The 21954-nt window shown below is 44.0% G+C and carries 21 protein-coding genes; 6 read left to right on the forward strand and 15 right to left on the reverse strand.

The window, feature by feature from the left end:
- Positions 1 to 159: 159 nt before the first annotated feature.
- From B5F18_RS06480 to B5F18_RS06495, 4 genes are all read right to left on the reverse strand, one after another.
- The gene (locus B5F18_RS06480) at positions 160 to 1095 is read right to left on the reverse strand and encodes a glycosyltransferase (protein WP_087156859.1); all 936 of its coding nucleotides are present in this window, start codon (positions 1093 to 1095) and stop codon (positions 160 to 162) included.
- Positions 1070 to 2311, reverse strand: coding sequence for a glycosyltransferase (locus B5F18_RS06485; protein WP_087156860.1), 1242 nt, complete (start codon positions 2309 to 2311; stop codon positions 1070 to 1072). Before B5F18_RS06485 ends, B5F18_RS06480 begins: the two co-directional genes overlap by 26 nt.
- A 22-nt stretch (positions 2312 to 2333) precedes the next feature.
- The gene (locus tag B5F18_RS06490) at positions 2334 to 2879 is read right to left on the reverse strand and encodes a TVP38/TMEM64 family protein (RefSeq protein ID WP_442911370.1); all 546 of its coding nucleotides are present in this window, start codon (positions 2877 to 2879) and stop codon (positions 2334 to 2336) included.
- Between the two features lie 258 nt (positions 2880 to 3137).
- Positions 3138 to 3992: a putative ABC transporter permease gene (locus tag B5F18_RS06495; RefSeq protein WP_087156861.1), complete on the reverse strand. Its 855-nt coding sequence runs from the start codon at positions 3990 to 3992 to the stop codon at positions 3138 to 3140.
- Positions 3993 to 4166: 174 nt separating this feature from the next.
- Between B5F18_RS06495 and B5F18_RS06500 the strand changes: the two genes are divergently transcribed.
- Positions 4167 to 4397: a FeoA family protein gene (locus B5F18_RS06500; protein WP_087156862.1), complete on the forward strand. Its 231-nt coding sequence runs from the start codon at positions 4167 to 4169 to the stop codon at positions 4395 to 4397.
- On the forward strand, positions 4394 to 6448 hold the full coding sequence (gene feoB / locus B5F18_RS06505) for a ferrous iron transport protein B (protein WP_087156863.1): 2055 nt from the start codon (positions 4394 to 4396) through the stop codon (positions 6446 to 6448). The genes B5F18_RS06500 and feoB overlap by 4 nt, the downstream gene beginning before the upstream one ends.
- A 43-nt stretch (positions 6449 to 6491) precedes the next feature.
- On the opposite strand, the gene B5F18_RS06510 is transcribed toward feoB, so the two are convergent.
- The 5 genes from B5F18_RS06510 to B5F18_RS06530 form a co-directional block, all read right to left on the reverse strand.
- Positions 6492 to 7904 carry an aldehyde dehydrogenase gene (locus B5F18_RS06510; protein WP_330394127.1) on the reverse strand — a complete coding sequence of 471 codons (1413 nt, stop codon included), beginning with the start codon at positions 7902 to 7904 and terminating at the stop codon, positions 6492 to 6494.
- A complete protein-coding gene (locus tag B5F18_RS06515) occupies positions 7876 to 8625 on the reverse strand; it encodes a DUF975 family protein (RefSeq protein ID WP_087156864.1) in 750 nt (249 codons plus the stop codon). Before B5F18_RS06515 ends, B5F18_RS06510 begins: the two co-directional genes overlap by 29 nt.
- Before the next feature lie 16 nt (positions 8626 to 8641).
- Complete coding sequence (locus B5F18_RS06520) at positions 8642 to 9469, reverse strand: PHP-associated domain-containing protein (RefSeq protein ID WP_087156865.1); 828 nt, start codon at positions 9467 to 9469, stop codon at positions 8642 to 8644.
- A 131-nt stretch (positions 9470 to 9600) separates the two neighbouring features.
- On the reverse strand, positions 9601 to 10311 hold the full coding sequence (locus tag B5F18_RS06525; protein WP_087156866.1) for a hypothetical protein: 711 nt from the start codon (positions 10309 to 10311) through the stop codon (positions 9601 to 9603).
- 31 nt (positions 10312 to 10342) lie between these two features.
- The gene (locus B5F18_RS06530; protein ID WP_087156867.1) at positions 10343 to 10765 is read right to left on the reverse strand and encodes a DUF6465 family protein; all 423 of its coding nucleotides are present in this window, start codon (positions 10763 to 10765) and stop codon (positions 10343 to 10345) included.
- Positions 10766 to 11374: 609 nt separating this feature from the next.
- Between B5F18_RS06530 and B5F18_RS06535 the strand changes: the two genes are divergently transcribed.
- Entirely contained in the window at positions 11375 to 12541 is a 1167-nt protein-coding gene (locus B5F18_RS06535) for a MalY/PatB family protein (RefSeq protein WP_087156868.1), read from the forward strand.
- 37 nt (positions 12542 to 12578) lie between these two features.
- On the opposite strand, the gene B5F18_RS06540 is transcribed toward B5F18_RS06535, so the two are convergent.
- Positions 12579 to 14141: a Na+/H+ antiporter NhaC family protein gene (locus B5F18_RS06540; RefSeq protein WP_087156884.1), complete on the reverse strand. Its 1563-nt coding sequence runs from the start codon at positions 14139 to 14141 to the stop codon at positions 12579 to 12581.
- Positions 14142 to 14428: 287 nt separating this feature from the next.
- On the opposite strand from B5F18_RS06540, the gene B5F18_RS06545 reads away from it, so the two are divergent.
- Positions 14429 to 15466, forward strand: a complete 1038-nt coding sequence (locus B5F18_RS06545) for a CobW family GTP-binding protein (RefSeq protein WP_087156885.1) — start codon at positions 14429 to 14431, stop codon at positions 15464 to 15466.
- Between the two features lie 47 nt (positions 15467 to 15513).
- Positions 15514 to 16455, forward strand: a complete 942-nt coding sequence (locus B5F18_RS06550) for a TIGR03943 family putative permease subunit (RefSeq protein ID WP_087156869.1) — start codon at positions 15514 to 15516, stop codon at positions 16453 to 16455.
- Between the two features lie 6 nt (positions 16456 to 16461).
- On the opposite strand, the gene B5F18_RS06555 is transcribed toward B5F18_RS06550, so the two are convergent.
- The 3 genes from B5F18_RS06555 to B5F18_RS06565 are packed head-to-tail and all read right to left on the reverse strand — an operon-like array spanning position 16462 to position 18386.
- Entirely contained in the window at positions 16462 to 17034 is a 573-nt protein-coding gene (locus B5F18_RS06555; protein ID WP_087156870.1) for a biotin transporter BioY, read from the reverse strand.
- A 27-nt stretch (positions 17035 to 17061) separates the two neighbouring features.
- A complete protein-coding gene (locus tag B5F18_RS06560; protein ID WP_162607553.1) occupies positions 17062 to 17757 on the reverse strand; it encodes a metallophosphoesterase in 696 nt (231 codons plus the stop codon).
- Between the two features lie 2 nt (positions 17758 to 17759).
- Positions 17760 to 18386 carry a cytidylate kinase-like family protein gene (locus B5F18_RS06565; RefSeq protein WP_087156872.1) on the reverse strand — a complete coding sequence of 209 codons (627 nt, stop codon included), beginning with the start codon at positions 18384 to 18386 and terminating at the stop codon, positions 17760 to 17762.
- Positions 18387 to 18548: 162 nt separating this feature from the next.
- Between B5F18_RS06565 and B5F18_RS06570 the strand changes: the two genes are divergently transcribed.
- On the forward strand, positions 18549 to 19892 hold the full coding sequence (locus B5F18_RS06570) for a uracil-xanthine permease family protein (RefSeq protein ID WP_087156873.1): 1344 nt from the start codon (positions 18549 to 18551) through the stop codon (positions 19890 to 19892).
- A gap of 47 nt (positions 19893 to 19939) precedes the next feature.
- On the opposite strand, the gene B5F18_RS06575 is transcribed toward B5F18_RS06570, so the two are convergent.
- Positions 19940 to 21142, reverse strand: coding sequence for a class I SAM-dependent rRNA methyltransferase (locus B5F18_RS06575; RefSeq protein WP_087156874.1), 1203 nt, complete (start codon positions 21140 to 21142; stop codon positions 19940 to 19942).
- Positions 21142 to 21909, reverse strand: a complete 768-nt coding sequence (locus tag B5F18_RS06580; protein WP_087156875.1) for an SseB family protein — start codon at positions 21907 to 21909, stop codon at positions 21142 to 21144. Before B5F18_RS06580 ends, B5F18_RS06575 begins: the two co-directional genes overlap by 1 nt.
- Between the last annotated feature and the right edge of the window lie 45 nt (positions 21910 to 21954).

Here is a 21954-nt window from a genome sequence, read left to right on the forward strand (position 1 = left end):
TTGCGCGCCGCCCCAATACCGCGGAGCGGTAAAATACCTTATTGCAGCGTGTGCATCCTGCCCGGAGGGCTTTTATTCTATAGGGGAGGCATAATGACTTCCCTATAGAATAAAAAATGCCGCAAACCCTGGTTCGGATCTACGACATTTTCCACCGCGCTATGCACAAACAATTTTATAACACTTGTTCAAAAGCTTTGCCTGGCAGCTTACATCCCGCTCTCTGGCCCTTAACAGTCCGCTCTCTGTCAGGTTTGGAAGTTTGTGCTCCAGTATTTCTTCTATCAATTTCATAAACTCTTTATTATTTTCTCCTTTATACACATCCTTACCGTTTTCCAGCCATCCTTCGTAAACCGGAATGTTTCTCAGCAGCACCGGTATCTCCGATGCCAGCGCCTCCAGCACTACAATCCCTTCCGTCTCTTCATACGACGGAAAAAAGAATAGATCACAGCTGTTGTACGCCATCTTCAACTCCTCCTTAGGCAGATAACCGGTGAAACGGAGGTTCGGCAGTTTCGTATGTACTGCCTCTTTGATTTTCTTTGGTATCTGATAATCCGGTGTGAATCCAAACCAAATGAACTGATACTGGGGCATTCTTTTTGCCATCTCCACAAAGTCAAGAATTCCTTTTCTCTCAAAATACAGGCCCACAGACATAACAATCTTATCATTGGGGCCATACCCGTACTTTTCCCGGAAAGTCTCCCTATCGCACATATTTTTCCGAAACTGCGTTGTATCCACACCGTTGGAAATGACCTGGATCGGTTTTTCAATCCCGTAGCTTTTCAGCAAATGTTTGGAGTACTGAGTGGGAGTAAGGATCATATCGCCCATCTCATAACATTTTTGTATCCATTTACCGAAGAAAGGAGCTGCCAGGTTGGAGCCGGTAAAAGAGTTTGCAAAATCCTCTTTTGTGGAATGCGCGTGATACACCACTTTTTTCCCCTCTTTTCTGGCGCGTTTTGCCATCCGGTAATCGCTCGGAAAAACAGTATTCAAATGTACTATATCATAATCGTCTTTCGGATCCAGTGTTACTTCCACACCCTCCTTTTTAAGAGATTCTTCTTGCATAACCATGGCGCGGCCAACTCCACTTTTTGAGACCACTTTTCTGTTTTTCGCGTACAGCAGCACCTTCATAACTGTTTAACTCTCCTTTCAGCATCGCCTTTTTATAGCATCCGAGTATGGACTCTGCAAAGACATCTGTTCCGAATTTTTTTGCCATCTCCATACTTTCCATTGACATGGTTTCATGCTCTTCTCCAAGAACCTTTTCAATGCCCTCCATAAATTCTCCTATTGTCCGGTAGGCAAATCCATTTCTTCCGTTTTCCAAGACTCCATCCAGACACGGATCCTGCCTGCATACTAGCGGCAGTCCGTTTGCCATTGCTTCAATATATGTAAGTCCCTGTGTCTCGCTTGTGGATGCGCACACAAAGACATCTCCTGTCTGATAAAATTTACGCACTTCCTCTGGTCTTACCATACCTGCAAAGCGCACAAATCCGGAAATACCAAGCTCTTCAGCTTTTTTCTCCAGATTTTCTCTTGCAGGCCCGTCTCCTACGATCAAAAGAATTCTGTCTTTTCTGTTCTCCAAAAGTCCGGCAAACCCTTCCAGCAACTCATCCACCCTTTTTTCATGACCAAGACGCCCAAGCGAAAGTATGACCTTTGCGTTTTTCGGAATATTAAGCTCTTCTTTCACGTTCTGGATTACTGCCTTTTCTTCTCTTACCTGATACCGATCAATCCGTATTCCGCTTGGAACCACTTTGATTTCTCCTGGAACCCCGTAAAAATCCAGAGTACATTTTACTTTTCTCGTGGGAGCAACAACAATCTTTGCATCTTTTAAGCGTCTTTTCATCCATGTCTCCAGGAATATGTTTCCAAAATATTTCCCAAGCGGTATATAGGATGCATACTGCTCATAGAGCGTATGATATGTATGGACGAGCGCTGCATGGGTTGCCTTGGCGATTTTTCTTGCATAAGGATATGTAAAAAATTCGCACTGGCTGTGCACCACATCCGGTGCCCAGGCAATCAGCTCCTGCATATACTCCTCTTCATTCAGCGGAAAACGCACCTGCGGATAAATCCGGAACGGCAGGGATTTCATATAGTAGACATCTCCTTCTCTGTATGATCTCAGATTCTGGGAAACCGTCAGTATCCTCACTTCATGTCCCTGTTTCACAAGCTCTTTCTTTAAATTCAGTACACTCGTTACCACTCCATTGATGGTCGGTTTATATAAATCTGTTGTTATTAGTACTTTCATAGTTTTTTCCCCCTCGTTAAAGTTAAACAATCAGCTTTTCAATAAATGACCCTGCATAGATTAAAGCCAGACTGTACAAAGCAATAGATGCGGGCTTTCCCAATACGATGATGGCGGAAAAGCGTTTCCATGACATTTTCGTAAGTCCTGCAAGCATGCAGAGGAAATCATCCGGCGCCACAGGAAAGAAAATTGCAAGTGCAAAAAACTTGTCAAACTTCTTTCCCCTGTCAAGCCAAGCTGAATACTTCTCATACGTTTCCTCTTTTACAAAAAATTTTACAAAACATTGGCCATATCTTCTGGCAAGATAAAAATTGATAAAGGAACCGATCACGATACCAATGTAGTTGTACAGAAGTCCACCCCAAGGCCCGAACAAGATCACTCCGACTGCACAGGAAATTCCTCCCGGAATGATCGGAATGACAACCTGCACAATCTGGATCAGGATAAAAATACCCGGCCCCCAAATTCCTGTTGCCCGGATGATCGTTTCCATTTGGCTTCTATCTGAAAAAATTCCTGTCTTCCAACCGTAAATGCAAAAGCCAATGATCACAGCCATGCAGACAATCGTCAGTATATTTACGACAGTCTTTGTTTTTTTCTGATTTATCTTATCAATACATAATTCCATCTCATTCGCCTCCATTTCTTTAAGCTTATCTTATCAAAGAGATGTTTAGTTTTTTTAATGAGATTCTTAAGATTCTTTGAATATCTCCTCTCTTAATCTTTGAAAAGAGCGCAAAAAAGCGCATGTTTCCCAATTTTTCCCTTCTTTTCGCCCATCAGGATATCGACAAAACATACGCTCTTTTTCCTATTTTTTTATTCTGTCTTTCAAAATTTTCTTTATGTCTTTAAAGGTCTCCTTGTATTTTACGGACTGCACCTTCGGAAATGCCTTAAAAATTCTTTTATACACGCAAGGCGTTTTTTCCAGCGTTTCTTTGTAACTCTCCTTCAGCTCTACGATTCTTTTCTTCATATCAGCGGAAATACTGTCTGTCTTCTCTTTGAATACCTGCACTCTCTCCTGAAATTCCTGGGCAGTTTCCCCAAACTTTTGCTTTTTCTCAAGGGCATCTACCACGAGCTCATAGATATTCTCCCCGATATCATCCGAAATACGTCGCATCTCAGATGCAATTCTCGCCATGTGCTCGAGCCCTTTGTTGAACTTCAAAATACCTGACACAGTCACACAGATATCAATGATCAGTATAAGAAAACCTATGGTCAAAATCACGATTCCGGCTGCCTTTGGCAGCAAAGACAAAGCCCGAAAGATCAAAGGATTTATTCCCTTTACGATCAGCACGCATGCCACTCCCCAGACAAGAGAAAACAAAAGACAGACATAGCCGTTCAGATTTAAAGGCATATTGGAGTAATCCCACCATTTACTGTGAAACAGTTTTTCCAGCAAGAATCCGGTAAACCACTCAAGTACAGTTACAAGTACCACGGAAAGTATGTAAAGAAAACCCAGTCTGTCCTGAAATGGTTCCAGAAACATGATAACTGCTCCCACACCGATTCCGTATACCGGACAAAACGGTCCGTTCAGAAATCCTCTGTTCACAAACTTATGCTCTTTCACAGCGGCAAAAGCCACCTCCACACACCATCCAATGCATCCGTACACAAAAAAGTACAGTAAAAAGTAATACATAATGTCTCCTTCTCAATGTTCTGATCTTTCTATTATATCTGACATTCCCAAATCCGTACAGGTCTATTGACTTAAATTTTCAAATTCATTATACTTTTCTAATAGATAATTTTTATCATTATCGGCCAATTAAATACGCCGGCAATCTATACAAAAGAAAGGAAACAGGTTGATATGAACTTGAAACAGGGAAAAAACGGGCACACCTACCGTGTCCTTAAAATAGACATTGAACTTGCGCTGGAACGCCGTCTGGAAGCCCTTGGCCTGACAGAGGGTTCCTTCATCACAGTGCTGAACAACGACAAGCGCGGTGCTCTCACCGTAAAATTCAGAGGAACCCGATTCGCTCTTGGAAAACGCATCGCAAACCAGATTTTTATTGATGAGGTATATACAGTATGAGTGAAAAGATGATCAGCGTTGGATTTATCGGGAATCCAAACTGCGGAAAAACAACTCTCTTCAATGCCTTTACAGGGGCAAATTTAAAGGTGGCAAATTGGCCTGGTGTCACTGTGGAAAAGAAGGAGGGAAAAACGTTCTATAACGGACAAGACTTTAAACTCATCGACCTCCCCGGAATCTACAGCCTCACCTCCTACACCATGGAAGAGACGGTGTCCAGAAACTGCATTATGAGCAATGAGGTTGATGTCATTGTGGACGTTATCGATGCCTCTTCACTGGAGCGCAACCTTTACTTGGCCCTCCAGCTGATCGAGCTTGGGAAACCGGTCATTCTTGCACTGAATATGATGGATATTGTGGAGGAGCGCGGCATGGAGATCGACCTTCACCGTCTCCCGGAAATGCTCGGTGTCCCTGTCATTCCGGTATCTGCGCGGAAAAAGAGCGGCCTGTCTATCTTGATGCACGCGGTGTCTCATCACTGCGATGCCTCACAGAGAGATCCACTGATCCACCATCATGAGGAAAAAGAGCTGCAATCGCACCACAAACACGACCATCACAAAGAATATGCCATGGTATATGACGATGAAATCGAAGATAAAATAGATGCTGTCATGGATATCCTAAAAACCCATGATCCAAATCTTCCAAACCTGCGCTGGCACGCCATCAAACTTCTGGAAAAAGATCCGGAAGTTACGAAAGCTTGCCCTTATGATTTTTCATCTGTCATAGAGCGCAGTTATGAAAAAGAGATTATCAATGAGAAATATGATTTTATTGAGGAGATCATCTCGGAAGTGCTTGTGAACAAGGCAAGCAAAGAGGCGTGGACAGACAAAGTGGATAAAGTGCTCACTAACAAATATCTGGGACTGCCGATTTTCCTAGGTATCATGGCTTTTGTCTTCTTCCTGACTTTTGCCATCGGCGATTGGCTGAAAGGATACTTTGAAATCGGTCTTGACGTATTCTCACAAGAAGTCACCAATCTTTTAAATGCATTGCACACAAACGCCATGCTGACTTCTCTTGTTGTGGACGGCATCATTGCGGGAGTCGGAGGTATCTTAACCTTCCTACCAAATATCTTTATCCTCTTTCTTGCACTTGCATTCCTGGAGGACAGCGGATATATGTCCCGCGTGGCTTTTGTCATGGATGATATCATGGGCAGACTTGGACTTTCCGGACGCGCTTTCATCCCTCTTCTTTTGGGATTTGGCTGTTCAGTCCCTGCAGTCATGGCTTCCAGAGCCCTGGAACATAAAAAAGACCGCTTAAAAACCATTTTGATCACACCGTTTATGTCGTGCAGTGCAAGATTGCCGATTTATGTGCTTTTCTCCCATATGTTTTTTGCATCCCACGCCATGCTCGTGTCCTACTCCATGTATCTTCTCGGGATCGTGGTTGCCATCCTCTGTGCATTCGTCATATCCAAAATAGACAAAAGCAAGTCAGAACAGGCACTGCTGATCGAACTGCCGGAGTACAAAACGCCAAACGCCCACACGATCGCCATCTATGTATGGGAGAAGGTAAAAGATTATCTGACAAAAGCCGGAACCATCATTTTTCTTGCATCCATTGTGATGTGGCTGATCTTAAATTTTGGCCCAACCGGCTATGTGACGGATATCTCAAAGAGTTTCGGTTCCTATATCGGAAAAGCGATCGTTCCTTTGTTTGCTCCACTCGGACTTGGCTATTGGCAGATCGTCGTGGCTTTAATTGCCGGAATCGCGGCAAAAGAAGTGGTTGTCTCCAGCTGCAGCGTGCTTTTTGGCATCACAAACGCTGCATCTGATACAGGAATGCAGACCATGGCTGCCTCCCTGGCAGGACTTGGATTTGGAGCTGCCAATGCCTACGCCATGATGGTATTCTGCCTGCTTTATATTCCTTGTACAGCAACCATTGCTACCATGTATCGGGAAATCCACAGCAAAAAACTGACAGCACTTTTTATTCTCTTCCAGTTCCTGGTTGCCTGGACAGTCAGTTTCCTGTTCTACCATATCGGACTTTCGATTTCATAAAAAATTGGGATTCGGTAATAGCCACCGAATCCCGTTTTTGTCATTACATGAATCTTTTCAGCATCCACAAGTCTCCTTTTTTATGCGGCGCATACCGCATTGGAATATCCATGCGGAAGGATTTCTTCAACACACTCTTCTTGTGGGTAAATGTCTCAAATCCTGCCTTTCCATGGTAAGATCCCATCCCGCTTGCACCCACTCCGCCAAACGGCAGCCGCACATTCGACAGATGGACGATCGTGTCATTGATACATCCTCCTCCAAAGGATAAGTGTTTTATAACTGCCGCACGCCGCCTTTTGTCCTTTGTAAAATAATACAATGCCAGCGGTTTCTGACCTGCACGCACAGAATAGATGACTTCCTTGATATCATAGTAGGACAAGATCGGCAAAATCGGCCCAAAGATCTCTTCCCTCATCACCGGGCTGTCCCATGTCACTTCATCCATGATAGTAGGCTCTATCTTCAAAGTTTCCTTCTTTCTTCGTCCTCCAAAAATAACTTTTCCGTCCACCATCAAGCCTTCCAGTCTTTCAAAATGTTTCGCATTGATGATCGATGGATAAGTCTCACTGCAGTGTGGTTTCTCACCATACATTTTACGGATATATTTCTCCATGGCCTTGATCAGCTTTTCCTTCACATTCCGATGTACCCAGATATAATCCGGCGCTACACATGTCTGGCCTGCATTCAAAAACTTCCCCCAGACGATTCTCTTTGCCGCTTTTTTAATATCCGCTGTCTCATCCACGATACAAGGGCTCTTCCCTCCAAGTTCCAGCGTAACCGGAGTCAGGTGCTCCGCAGCCTTCTTCATCACGTAGGACCCAACGGATTTACTGCCTGTAAAAAAGATATAATCAAACTTTTCTCCCAGGAGAAACTCATTTTCTTTTCTTCCTCCCTCAACCACTTTCACTTCATACGGCGCAAATACCTCTTCTGCCATCTTCCCAAGAAGTCTTGAGGTTGCAGACGCATAAGCGGATGGTTTTAAGACAACACAATTTCCCGCAGCCACTGCCTCTGCCAGCGGAATCACAGAAAGCTGGAACGGATAATTCCACGGTGCCATGATCAGCACAACTCCGTACGGTTCCCTGTAAATATAGGAGACAGACGGAAACTGGGTCATGGGAGTTTTCACCTTTTTAGGCGCACTCCATCTTTTTATATTTTTCAGGATATAGCGCAGTTCCTCCTTTACAACCCCAATTTCAGTCATATAGGTTTCAAATTCCGGCTTGTTTAAATCTTCCTTCAGTGCTCTCAAAATGTCTTTTTCATGTTCCTCTATCCACTGATAGAGCATATTCAGTTTTCGGATCCTTTCCAAGACAGGTTTTGTCCTGCCTGTCTGAAAATATCGTTTCTGTCTTTTTATCACTTTCTGGTATTCGTTCATACTGGTCACTCTTCTATCCTTCAAATCCAGGTAATTCTCCATTTGTTACATATCCTCTCTCCAGTGCATCTGCTCTGAGTACAGAATACAGCTCCGCTACCGTTGCTTCCTTGTACGGTTTTACAAAGAACCATCCCGCGATTCCGCATGTTAAAATACTTGCAAATTCCCATCCAAGGAAAGACAAGTCGAGGAGAAATACTTCCATCTTTTGCCCCATCATCATCTGTCTGCTCAGCCAAAAAGCCCTCTCCCTGTTCATATACGGATTCTCCGCCAAAATATAAGGGATCATCCTGTACTCATAAGATTTTATGATTCCCGGAACGATCAAAAGCAGCGTCCACAGAGCAATGAACAGACGCCTTAAAAACTGCACCCAAACCACATTCATATAACGCCCATTCATAAACCCATATCCCAGTCTGCCAAGGGATGCATATTCCTTCCTGTTCTCCATAAAAAAACGATTGGAACCAACCTCAATCACATTTTTCACAAATATATTCAGCACTGCAGCTGCAAAAAAGATCACAATGGCAATGGTCAGATCAACCAACAGTTCTAAAAAGTTATGAACCACGAAAAATCTTATGCCGTTAAAAATCTCCTGCACAGACTTGCTCTGCCACAGATCATCCCACCTGTTTTCTATTTGAAATCCTGCCAAAAAGTAAAAAATAGCTGCCACTGCCACTGCATTCCAATAATTTCTCTGAAATGCTGTGCGCGCACGGCGTTTTATATCTGCTCTATACCACATATCTTTTGCTCCTGTCCTAAATTTTCTTTCGTTTTAAATATGGCATCTCAATCGGGTCGATCGGATCCACCGGATTTTCAACCTTACCTTTTTTCTTTCTGCTGCGCCTTTTTAAAAGTTCTCCGCCGCGGTTATAAAACCAGAAAGAATAGGTGAGTATTTTTCCCGCTTTTCCCATCTTCTCCCTTGTCGTCTTTGTATAAAACTCTCCGTCTGCCTTTGACACCTCTTTTTTCCGAATCAGCTCGATCAGCTCTGTCTCGCACGTGACTGTCTGCGGCAGGATCGTATATCCCATCCCCACACACTCACGCTTGTGGGCATCACTTCCGCCAACACCCGGTTTCTGATATTTGTTCGCCATCTTTACTGTCGCCTCATTTGACTTTTGTGACTCACATGCATTGAACGTCTCCATAAAGTCGAAACGTTTGATCAATTCCGGGCTTTTATAAAACCGTTTTGTATTAACAAAGCTCTGGTACTTTTCTCCATTTGGATGCGCCGGGCCCAAAATTCCTCCGTTTTTGTGTACAAAATCAATGAGCACAGCCAACGGCATACCTCTAAGCTCCATCAGTCTCATCTTGACTCCCTGAGGAAGGATGACAAGCATGTGTCCGGCATCTCTTGTATCATACTCAATCCCTTTGAGCACCACAAAATCTGTATGCCTTCTTCCCTTGACATATTTCTTCCAATAGCGGTAACCATTATATGTGTTATGGTCCGTGACAACCATTCCCTGAAAACCTTTCTCTTTCAGAATGGTGATGTACTCTTCAATCCCCACCTTGCTGTCAACAGACCCTTCTTTTACATGACAATGCATATCTATCTTCACATTCAGAACCCCCTTTCACAGCAGATGTTTTTTTTATTATACAACGTTCCCGCCAAAACGGCAAACAATACCACCGGATTAAATAAAAAGCGGATATGAATCTGTACTGATCCACATCCGCCTCAATTTACTCAATTTGCACCTGTTTTTTCTTCTGTGTCGGCACTGCCCCTCTTCTGTCCGTCCTCCAGATCCAATATCATTGTTCTAGCTGCCTCCACATCATTTTCAACGGACACCTTTGCTTTAATGTCTTCTGCTGTCCTGACATCCTGCCGGCTTTTTTTGCGGCCTTCGATTATAAACTGTACTGCCATCCCTGCGGCAGCGAGAACAATCCAAAGTATACCGATCCATATTGGACTTTCCACATGAAGTAATTCCATGCCTGCCCTTGCTGTCATTAGGCCCCCAAACAGTGCTGTCGTGATAATCGATACAGGTTCCGCAAATTTCAAACCAACCATTCCCACGATCACCCCTAAACCTGCGCCAATGATAAGCGCCGGCAGGGAATCCATCCCTGCGATAGAAATGCAGATCGCGCAGACAGTTTCCAAACAAAAAAGGAAGATTCCTGCCACATATGATTTAAAAGCAATGATACCAAACACCACTGCCAAGACCACTCCCGCAGCCAGCATGATTCCTTCCGGAAACTCGGCAGATTTCAAAATCCATTCTCCGCCGATGATTCCTGCGGCAACGCCTCCTGCGATGACCCAGAACCGGTAAATTTTAGCTCCGAACCCCCCTGTTGCAATTCCAGCCACAACTAAGACTGCAAGGGCCGGTATTTTCACCGTCTCCAGCATCTGCATTGCTTGATTTGTAAATTCCATTGTCCTCTCCCCGTATCATCTGTTTCGAGTCTTAAAATTCTACGTGTCCGGCATCTGTGCCATTGATCACATAATATACTGCATTGTCTTCCGGTTTTACGTATAAATCCATAGACTTGATATCAGACACTTTATTTTTGCCTTTTGTCCATACTTTCTTTACAGCTGCAATCATATCTTTGGTATCAACCTGTTTTCCCTGATATTCTACAATAACCTTCTGTTTGATTTCTTTCTTTGTAGCTGCTCTTTTTACAGTTTTCTTTGTCTCAGCTACTGCTTTTACTGCTGCTGCTTTTGTGCTGGCTGTTGCTTTCTCAGCAGCAGCTTTCACTTCAGGTACTGCTTTTTGTGCAGCCTCTTTTACTTCCTCTACTTTTTCTTTAACGCTTTCCGCAGTCTTTCCCATTGCAAGTTTCGTTTCCTGTTTTTTCATCTGTCTTTTTGTTGCCATAATAATTGCCCCCTGATAAATTGTTAATAATTGTTTATACCAGCTTATTATAGCACATTCCAGTGAAAAAGTAGATTCTTTTTTGTATTCTTCATAAATTCTTCAAATATTTCCATCTAAATATGATGAGTACCCATTTTTGTCTCTGAAAACAGCGATTTCTACCAAGAAAAATGGATATCAACTAATACATTTTACTAATTGATACCCACTTTTACACTGATTCTTCAATCATTCTTTTTACCTCTTCTACCATTATTTATATTGGTATGCTGCTGATCCTTCCTGGCGGTCTGTACCTCCTTTTCTTTTAAAATTTAAAGTCAAACTAACGTTTTTGGTGGTCCGTACCTTCCTTTCATCAGTTTTCCAAACCAAAGATTTTTACTTTGTGTTTGTCTTCTTTATGTTTATATATTAACCGAAAACACTATTTTTGTCAATATTTATTTTAATTATTTTTTATTTTTCTGTTATATTTTATTAACAATCTATTTTATCAACTATCACTCTATTTTTTGTAATTATTATCCTTCATTTTCATCACTTGACATTTTTCCCATTTTAAGAAATACTGGACTAAGAAAAAAATAGGAGGCTTGACAAACTATGACACAAGTAAACTACGTAGAACGAAAACATACGGACTGTGAAAAATGGGATGCACTCCCTGAGATATTCGGAGAAAACGATCTTCTGCCTATGTGGGTTGCGGATATGGATTTTCAGGCTCCGTCCTGTGTGCTGGACGCCCTTCACCAATACATTTCCCACGGCGTCTTCGGCTACTACAGGGTACCGGATTCCTACTATGATTCTTTTATAAAATGGGAGGAAAAGCACCACGGCTATCGGGTAGAAAAAGACTGGATCCGTTTCTCTCCCGGGGTGGTTTCCGCATTTCACTGGATCATCCAGTTCATGACAAAACCATCTGACAAAGTCCTTGTCCTGACACCGGTCTACTATCCGTTCTTCCACGCAATCGAAAACAATGGCCGCAAACTGATCACCAGTGATTTACATAACGAAGGCGGAGTTTATACTGTTGACTTTGAAGATTTTGAAAAAAAGATTGTGGAAAACCACGTTTCTGCATTCATCCTATGTTCTCCGCACAACCCCGCAGGACGTGTGTGGACAAAAGAAGAACTGAAGACCATGTTTGACATCTGCAGAAAGCATCACGTATTCGTCATCTCCGACGAGATTCATCATGATCTGACCTTTTTCGGACATAAACACACCCCTTCTTTTAGTGTGGGAGACTACCAGGATATGATGATCGCAATTACAGCGCCTTCCAAAACCTTCAATCTAGCCGGCTGCCAGAATTCCATTGTGCTCATACCAGACGATACACTTAGAAAAAAATGGGACGATTTTGTTCTTGGTATCCATGTCACAGAAGGAAACTCTTTTGGCTACATTGCCGCCAGGGCAGCCTATGAACACGGGGAAGAATGGCTCGACAATGTGCGCGGCATTGTCTCCGAAAACTACCTTTTCCTCAAAGAGGATCTGAAAAAAGAATTGCCGGATGTAGTTGTCTCTCCTCTGGAAGGGACCTATCTTGCATGGATTGATTTTGCAAAATATCTGAAACCGGAAGAATTGAAACCATTCATGCAAAAAACATGCGGACTTGCTTTTGACTATGGTGACTGGTTTGGAAACGAATCTTATGGTACATTTGTCCGCATGAACCTGGCAACCTCACGGGAAAATGTAGCCCGCGCTGTTTCAGCCATCACCTCTTCTCTCAAAAAAAGTTAAAATAAAGAACGCTGCCGAACAAACGACAGCGTTCTTTTTAACTTTTCTGCAATTTACGGATCACTATCAGTGTTCCGACCATAAGTATAATCCCAATTGGAAGACATATCCATGCACTCTGCACAAATCCGGCAATAACGTAGGTGACAAAAGATACCCCTGCGCACGTCATTGCATACGGCAGCTGCGTGGATACATGATTGACATGGTCACACTGCGCACCTGCGGACGCCATGATCGTCGTGTCCGATATCGGCGAACAGTGGTCTCCGCACACTGCCCCTGCCATACATGCAGAGATGGAGATGATCATCAGCGTAGGGTTCGTGTCTTGGAACACGGCAACCACAATCGGAATGAGGATACCAAATGTTCCCCAGGATGTTCCGGATGCAAATGCAAGTCCTGCTCCCACAAGAAAGATGATCGCAGGCAAAAGGTTCAGAAGACTTCCTGCGCTGGATGTCATCGCATTTTCTACGAACACGGTTGCTCCCAAACTGTCTGTCATTGCCTTTAATGTCCACGCAAACGTGAGGATCAAAATAGCCGGCACCATGGCTTTGAAACCTTCCGGAAGGCATGCCATGCAATCTTTAAATTTCATGACTCTGCGCACCAGATAAAGAAGTACAGTGATAAAAAATGCAAACAGGCTTCCAAGCGCTAGTCCCACAGATGCATTGCTCTGTGAAAAGGCTGTGATAAAATCAACCCCGTCAAAAAATCCTCCGGTATAGATCATCCCGATCACACAGCAGATGATCAAGGACAATATCGGAATTAGAAGGTCCACCACATGCCCTTTTTTGGCAATGTCCGCCTTGTCTGAAGAGTAGCTCTGCTCTCCTGTAGTAAACAGATCACCGTTCATTGCATTTTGCTCATGCTTTTTCATCGGACCGTAATCCATCTTAAGTAAAACAAGCGAAAACATCATGACAATAGTAAGCAGTGCATAAAAATTGTACGGAATCGCACGGACGAACACGGACAGCCCGTCCTCTCCTTCCACAAAACCTGCAACCGCAGCGGCCCAGGAAGAAATCGGAGCGATAATGCATACCGGAGCTGCAGTGGAATCGATTAAATAGGAAAGTTTTGCCCTGGACACATTATGCTTGTCCGTCACCGGCCTCATCACACTTCCCACGGTCAGACAGTTAAAGTAGTCATCAATGAAGATAAGCACGCCAAGCACGATCGTCACAAGCTGTGCTCCCACTCTTGACTTGATCTTCTTCCCTGCCCACTGTCCAAATGCAGCGCTTCCTCCGGCCTGATTCATCAAGCACACCATTGTCCCCAATATCACAAGGAATACAAGGATCCCTACATTATTGGAGTCTGACAGTACACCGACAATCCCATCCTCCATCAGATGCAGGACGGTCTTCTCAAACGAAAAGTTAGCATAGAACAGCGCACCTACCAGGATCCCCACAAACAGAGAACTGTATACTTCTTTTGTAAACAGTGCAAGCGCAATGGCAATGATCGGCGGCACAAGAGCCCAGAATGTTGCGTACATATCCGGTCTGTATACTTCTCCGGCATCTTTTGCAAACACAGTAAGGGACATCAGCACCACAAGCGCCATGAGCGCCACGATACCCGCCGTCAGTTTTCTTACAGAAAATTTCACTATTAAACACACCCTCTCTTTTTCCTTTTCCAGCCATTCCTCTTCTTAAAAAACAACTATGGACGTTCCATTTTTTCATCTTTTTCGACAAATGTCAAGTCGTTTCTGTCATTATTCTATAAAGGCAGGCTCTTTTGTAAAATATGCACGGAAGCATCTGTCAGAAATACATTGCACATTTGAAAACGATATGTTACTTTAATAACAGTTTTGTTTATGACAGACAGAAAGAAGGTTTATATATGACAAAAGTAGACATTATATCCGGTTTTTTGGGAGCCGGAAAGACCACATTTATCAAGCAGCTTATATCCGATGTATTTCCCGGAGAAAAAATCGTTCTGATTGAAAACGAATTCGGAGAAATCGGCATTGACGGAGGATTTTTAAAAGAAGCTGGTATTGAGATTACAGAGATGAACTCCGGATGCATCTGTTGTACCCTTGTCGGAGACTTTTCTTCCTCTCTAAAAAAGGTAGTGGAAGAATATGCTCCGGCGCGTATCATCATCGAACCGTCCGGTGTCGGAAAACTCTCGGATGTGGCAAAAGCAGTGGAAGATGTGAAGGAGAGCTGCGGCATCACTCTAAACAGCAGGATCACTGTGGCAGATGCAAAAAAAGTTCGAATCTACTCAAAAAATTTTGGAGAATTCTACAACAATCAAATTGAGCACGCAGACACGATCGTTCTTAGCAGAACACAACTCATCTCCGAGGACAGGCTTTTGGAGGCAGTACACATCATCCGCGAAAAGAATCCTCACGCATCCATTATCACAACTCCATGGAGTGAACTGGATGGCGATGTGTTAAAAAGCGCTCTTGACCATTCCCACACAGCCACGGATCTGATTTCTTCCGCCAAAACACCTCATCAGGAACATGCATGCTGTGGACATGCACATCACCATGAGCACAGTCATCATCATGAACACCACCATGACCACGGTTCAGACTGTTCCTGCGGCTGTCACCATCACAAAGAAGGCCATCATCACGCGGACGACGTCTTCACAAGCTGGGGTATGGAAACTGCAAGAAAGTATGAAAAATCTTTTCTGGAACAATGGCTTCATGAGCTTTCAGAAACAGAAACTTACGGTACGATCCTGCGCGCAAAAGGAATTGTCGCCGGAATGGACAATGACTGGATGGAGTTTGACCTTGTGCCCGGGGAATATGAAATCCGCACCTGCCGGCCGGACTATACCGGCAAACTTTGCATCATTGGAACAAATCTTAACACAAAGAAGCTACAAGAAATCCTTGGACTTTGATGCACTTACACTGATCTGAAAAATATGTTGGAAAGAAGGAAAACAATATGGTTACGGAAGTGGAAATCTTCACCGGATTTTTGGACAGCGGCAAAACACGTCTCATCCAGGATGCCATGAAAAGTCCTGACTATATGAATTACGACACCACCATCCTCCTCGTCCTCGAGGAGGGGGAAGAAGAGTATGACGACGAGCTTTTAAAAGAGCATGGTGTCATCAAATACGTTGTTGACGAAGAAGAAAAATTGAACGAGACATTTCTTGAAGGTCTGGAGATCAATTACCGCCCCGATCACATCATGATTGAATACAACGGAACTTGGGACCTTGACCGCTTTCTGAACATGAGGCTCCCGGCCGGCTGGGAGATCACGGCCATCCTCTCAACAGTGGATGCCACTACGGCAGAAAGCTATCTTATGAATATGCGCAATCTGTTCCTCGCCCCTCTCCTTGCATCGGATTTAGTCATTGTCAACCGCACACAGGAGGACACGGACCGCGCAAAAATCCGAAGAGCCATCAAAGTGATGAATCCAAGGGCGCAGATCGTGTTTGAGAAAGAAGACGGCAATCCTGCACCGGATGTGAAAGACGAGCTGCCTTTTGACATCCAGGCACCTCTTATTGAACTGGAAAGCATTGACTACGGCATCTGGTATCTGGATGCCAATGAGCATCCGGAGCACTATCACGGCAAAAAAATCCGTTTTCTAGCGCAAGTTTACAAAAGCGGACGTTTCGGCTCCCACGCCTTTGTACCCGGCCGCTTTGTCATGACCTGCTGTGAGGAGGATATCCAGTTTCTTGGCTACTACTGCAAATGCCCGAAACCCGTCCTCTATGATCAGCGCGACTGGGTGTTTGTCACAGTGACCTTCCGCTATGAATATTTAAAACAATATAAAGGAAAAGGGCCGGTTCTGTACCTGGAAGAAATTCTCCCAGCTGCAAAGCCAGCCCACAATGTGGTAACATTCAACTAAATTTATTTATCGTATCACTTTTCTCATGATTGCATACAATTGTTTTGCGGACACGGCTGCCAGAATACACAACGCTAAATCTCCGGCTGCTGTGACTGCGAAACAGTTGATGAACACAAGCCCCCACGATACCGGAATGTGTATAATGTAATTGCTGACAATGTAAAAATAACACATGCCGCACACATACATAGCCGCAAATCCGAATAAACAGATAAAGAGATATCCTGCCGTCTTATCCGGTCTCCAAATTTCTGTCAATTTTCCCACAATCCAGGACGCAAGAGCAAAACTTATAAGAAAACCAAAGGTTGGCCGTAAAATATAGGATGGCCCTCCTCCGGATGCAAAAATCGGAATTCCACACAGTCCGATGGACAGATAAATACAGACACTCACGCATCCTCTCCTTCCTCCAAGGAGCAGTCCCGCCAGGAGAACAAAGTAAAACTGCATAGTAAAGTGCATGGGAAAAGGTTCCAGCGGAATTGTAATCTGCATAAAGGCGCCCAGGCAGATCAATGCTGTAAACAGTGCACCAAGTACCATATCCCTTACTTTTGTCTCAGTCTTTATCATGGGCACGTCCTCCCGGGACGATTTCGTCTATACATACCACACCTCTCCTGTTTCCAGACAGTAGCAGGCAAGCCTTCCTCCTTTGCTCCTATATCCGTTTCCGGCATCCAAGTTGATATAATTTTTTTCAAAAGTGACAATCCCCTCGTTTTTTCTCATCAATCCAACAGGATAATGTCCAACGATCAAAGTGGTATCCCATTCCTTCTCAGGATTCATCTCATAGAGATCATTGGAAGTGAGATAGTTGAATTCGTTCTTTGCCATTGCTTTCTGAATCGTTTTCTCAGTATTTATCGTTCCGTTTTCATTGTACGCAGAACAACCGTACACATAACCTGTATGTGTCAAGATCCACTGTTTCCCCTCACACGTTATCTTTTCCATTTTCGGAAGCCAGTAAAAATAATCCTGCAGTTCTTCCGCTTCTTTTGAAGAAAGCTTATCAAGCTCTTTTCTTGTGCTTTTTCCTCCCCATGAGTCCCAGCGTCTGCCGGAAATACTGCCGTCCAGATACATTTCTGCGAACAGCTCATGGTTTCCCTTTAACAGGACAATATTGGGACAATTCCTCACCTCACCCAAAAGTTTTAAATTTTTTTCGCCTCTGTCGATCAGATCGCCGAGAATATAGAGTTTATCGTCATCTGAAACTCCTGCCATTTCTCTTATTCTGCAGAAATTTTCGTAATCACCATGTATGTCGCTCATCAAATATGTCATTGCTATTTTTCCCATTTCCTGTAAATACCTTCCAGCGCGTCCGTCACCCCTTCAATACCCATAAGACTTGCGTTAAAAACAATTTCGTGCGTGTCCGTGCTGCCCCACTCTCTTCCCGTATGGGCTTCGTAATACAGTTTCCTTTCCCTGTCTATTTTCTTTATCTCACTCCATGCATCCTTTTCATTCAATCGATACTTTTTCATGATCCTGCGGACTCGGTCATCTTTATACGCCTTCACAAAAACATTGATACAGTTCGAGTAGTCTCCCAGTATGTAGTCCGCGCATCTTCCCACAAATATACAGGAGCCTCTCTTGGCCAGTTTCTTCATGATCGCGGTCTGCGTGCGGAAGACTTTGTCGCTTAAAGGGATATTCTCCTCATTTCCATTCATAAAAACAGTGTAACTGCCAGTGTTTACCACGTATCCGGACAAAAATTTCCCTAAAATCGTCTCGTCCACATTTTCCACTTCCTCATAGCTCAAACTCAGCTCGTGGGCTGCCATGGAAATTAAATTTCTATCATACAGAGGGATGTCCAGGCGTTCTGCCAGCCTGTTTGCAATCTCATGTCCGCCGCTTCCGAATTGTCTTCCTACCGTAATAATCGTGTAATCTGTCATACCATTCCACTCCTTTTCCCGAAAAATATCCATAATTTATTTTATTATACCACATTCTTTTCCATGTTCTCACCTTTCTTGTGAGAATCCTTTGCATTTTTTCCCCGAATTGTGTAAAGTAGAGAATGGAGAAAATGAGTAACTATACATGAGGAGGAAATTATGTCAAATCACAAACACACACCTGGCTCCGGATATGCTTCTATCTTTGAGCTGAACGGGGTCCCAAAATTTTCACAGGCACTGCCACTTGCCCTTCAGCATGTGGTTGCCATGATCGTGGGCTGTGTCACACCTGCCATTATTGTCTCTGAAGTTGCAGGGATCAATGAAAAAGACAGAGTCATTCTCATCCAGGCCGCACTTTTCGTGTCCGCGATCAGCACCCTTTTACAGTTATTCCCTTTCATCAAGTTTGGGAATTTTCAGCTTGGCTCATCTCTTCCTGTCATCATGGGAATCAGCTTTGCATATGTCCCAAGTATGCAGGCAATCGCCGAGACTTCCGATATCGGGACGATTTTGGGCGCTCAGATGGTCGGCGGACTTGTGGCGATCGTGGTCGGAATCGCAGTCCGGAAAATACGCGTTCTCTTTCCACCGATCATCACAGGAACCGTTGTATTCACCATTGGTCTTTCCCTGTATCCGACTGCAGTGAACTATATGGCAGGGGGAACTTCAAACCCTGATTACGGGTCATGGAAAAACTGGCTTGTGGCGTTCTTCACCCTTGCCGTTGTGATAGGACTTAACCATTTCGCAAAAGGAACATTGAAACTTGCATCCATTTTAGTCGGAATCATTGCAGGCTACATTCTGGCAGCGTGCATGGGCATGGTGGATCTGTCCGGAATCACGTCCTCCGGCATCTTCCAGCTGCCAAAACCAATGCATTTTTCCGTTCACTTTGACCCATCTGCCTGTGTGGCCATTGGCCTTCTGTTTGCTATCAACTCCATCCAGGCCATCGGAGATTTCTCAGCCACAACCGTGGGCAGTATGAACCGGGATCCAAGCACCAAGGAACTGCAGGGCGGTATTGTCATGTATGGGATCAGCAATATTATCGGTGCTGTGTTCGGCGGACTTCCCACTGCAACTTACAGCCAGAACGTAGGTATTGTGACAACAACCAAAGTGATCAACCGCTTTATACTCGGTCTTGCAGCTGTTATTTTAATGATTGCAGGGTTCGTCCCAAAATTTTCCGCACTATTGACAACGATTCCTCAGTGTGTTCTGGGCGGAGCTACTATCTCCGTATTTGCATCCATCGCAATGACAGGAATCAAACTGATCATGCGCCAGGAGATGAACTTCCGCAATACCTCTATCGTGGGGCTTTCTGTTGCACTTGGCATGGGAATCACACAGGCTTCCGCATCTTTGGCTACGTTTCCTGCATGGGTCACGACCATTTTCGGAAAATCACCGGTCGTGGTCGCCACAGTGAGCGCTATTCTTTTAAATTTGATTCTTCCAAAAGACGAAAAGCAAGACTAGTACAAAAGGAGCTTGGGATGATAAACATCCAAAGCTCCTTCTTTCTTTTAATATTCTTTACACACCTGAAAAATATAAAATTTCAGATAATAGGACTCATCCGCTGCCCAAAGGATCGGATGGTCCGCAGACTGTGTGCGAAACTCTACCTGCCTAAGCCTTCTGTGTACGTTCTTGGCAGCCTGTCCGATCGTCTTTGTGAAAAGTTCATAATCCATAAAATGGGAACAGGAGCATGTGGCAAGAAAACCTCCGTCCTTTACAAGTTTCATACCCCTAAGATTGATCTCCCTGTATCCTTTCACTGCATTTTTGATCGAATTTCTTGACTTTGTAAATGCCGGAGGGTCCAGGATCACAACGTCAAACTCCTCTCCCTGTTTCTCCAGTTTCGGCAGCAATTCAAATACATCCTCACTGATAAATTTCACACGGTCTTCAAGCCCGTTTAATTTGGCGTTTTCCTGGGCCTGGCGCACCGCAAGCTCCGAGGCATCGACTCCTAGTACGCTTTTCGCACCTGCGATTCCTGCATTTAGTGCAAAAGAACCTGTATGCGTAAAGCAGTCCAGCACGCTTGCGCCTTTACAAAGTTTCTGGATGGCAAGACGATTGTATTTCTGGTCCAAAAAGAACCCTGTCTTTTGTCCGTCCTTTACGTCCACCAGATATTTCACACCGTTTTCCTCGATTTCAACCTTTGTATCAAACTCTTCTCCCAGAAAGCCTTTGACCTTCCTAAGACCTTCTTTTTCCCTCTCTTTTGCATCGCTGCGCTCATAGACGCCGCGGATCTCTATACCGTCTTCTTTCAATATTTCCTTGAGCATTCGGATCAGCATTTCCTTGTACCGGTCAATCCCCAGGGCAAGCGCCTGAAAGACAAGAATGTCTGAAAATTTATCAATGACCATTCCCGGAAGGAAATCTGCCTCTCCAAAGACAATTCGGCAGCTTTTTGTATCCACTGTCTTTTTGCGGTACTCCCATGCCTTTTTAAGCCTTTCTCTAAAAAAGGATTCGCCGATTTCCTGATCTATATTTCTTGTCAGCATCCGGATCCTGATCTTGGAATTCCGGTTGATGAACCCTTTTCCCATGGGATACCCGTCAAAATCATGTACATGCACAACGTCCCCGTCTTCAAAATGCCCGGCTACACTTTCAATCTCATTGTCAAAAATCCACATGCCGCCGGCTTTGAGCATCCGGCCTTCTCCTTTTTTCAAAGCTGCAATCGCAAAACTCATTATTTATTCTCCTGTTGTTTCTTTTGTAGCTGCAAAGGGAGGTTTACGCCAAGCGGATTCACCACAACGCCTTTGGATTCCGGCGCCATGATATTTGAGATTTTCTCAGCCTCCACCATTGCAGGCTTAAACTTCTTTTCTACGTTGAACTTATTAAATTCCATGATATCTGTGAACACCGGCTGATAGACATCTCCGTTTTTCTGTTTCAGCATCGGAAGACCTTTTTCATCCGCCATGGCGATCACATAAGTTCCCCTCTGGAAATCTACCAAAACTTCTTCCCTTAATTTTTTTAGTTCTTCTGTGATATCCGGATTTTCAGTTTTCCTTAGCTCTTGCACAAAATAAAGGGCTGTCAGATGCAGCTCCGGATTCTCTATCCAAACTTTTCCATCCGGGAGTTTTTCACTGTCCGGTTTTGGCAAAAAGTCCTGTAGCTGAACCCGCATTTCATTTTGGGTTCCGCGGTTTGCGATAAAGGCATTGACCCCCATTGTATAAAGAGTGGTATAAAACAACAATTGTTTTGGTTTGTCTACTTTACCGATATGAACCGGTTCCTGCTTTTCCTCCAGTCTTTCCTTTACCCTTCTCGCATCGTCCACATCTTCAAATATCAAAATCTCATCATCAAATGTATCTTCATCACAGATCACATAAGGCATTTGTGTACATTTTGAGATGATGACGAAAATCGCATCCTGCTCTCTCAGCCTTTTAGCGAGCTCTAAAATTTCTTCCGGCTTATTTGTTTCTTCTTTCATTCTCTCTCGTTCCTTTCTGTATAGCCATAATAATTTCATGCAATT

The organism is Lachnoclostridium sp. An181 (assembly GCF_002160325.1).
Classification (GTDB): domain Bacteria; phylum Bacillota; class Clostridia; order Lachnospirales; family Lachnospiraceae; genus An181.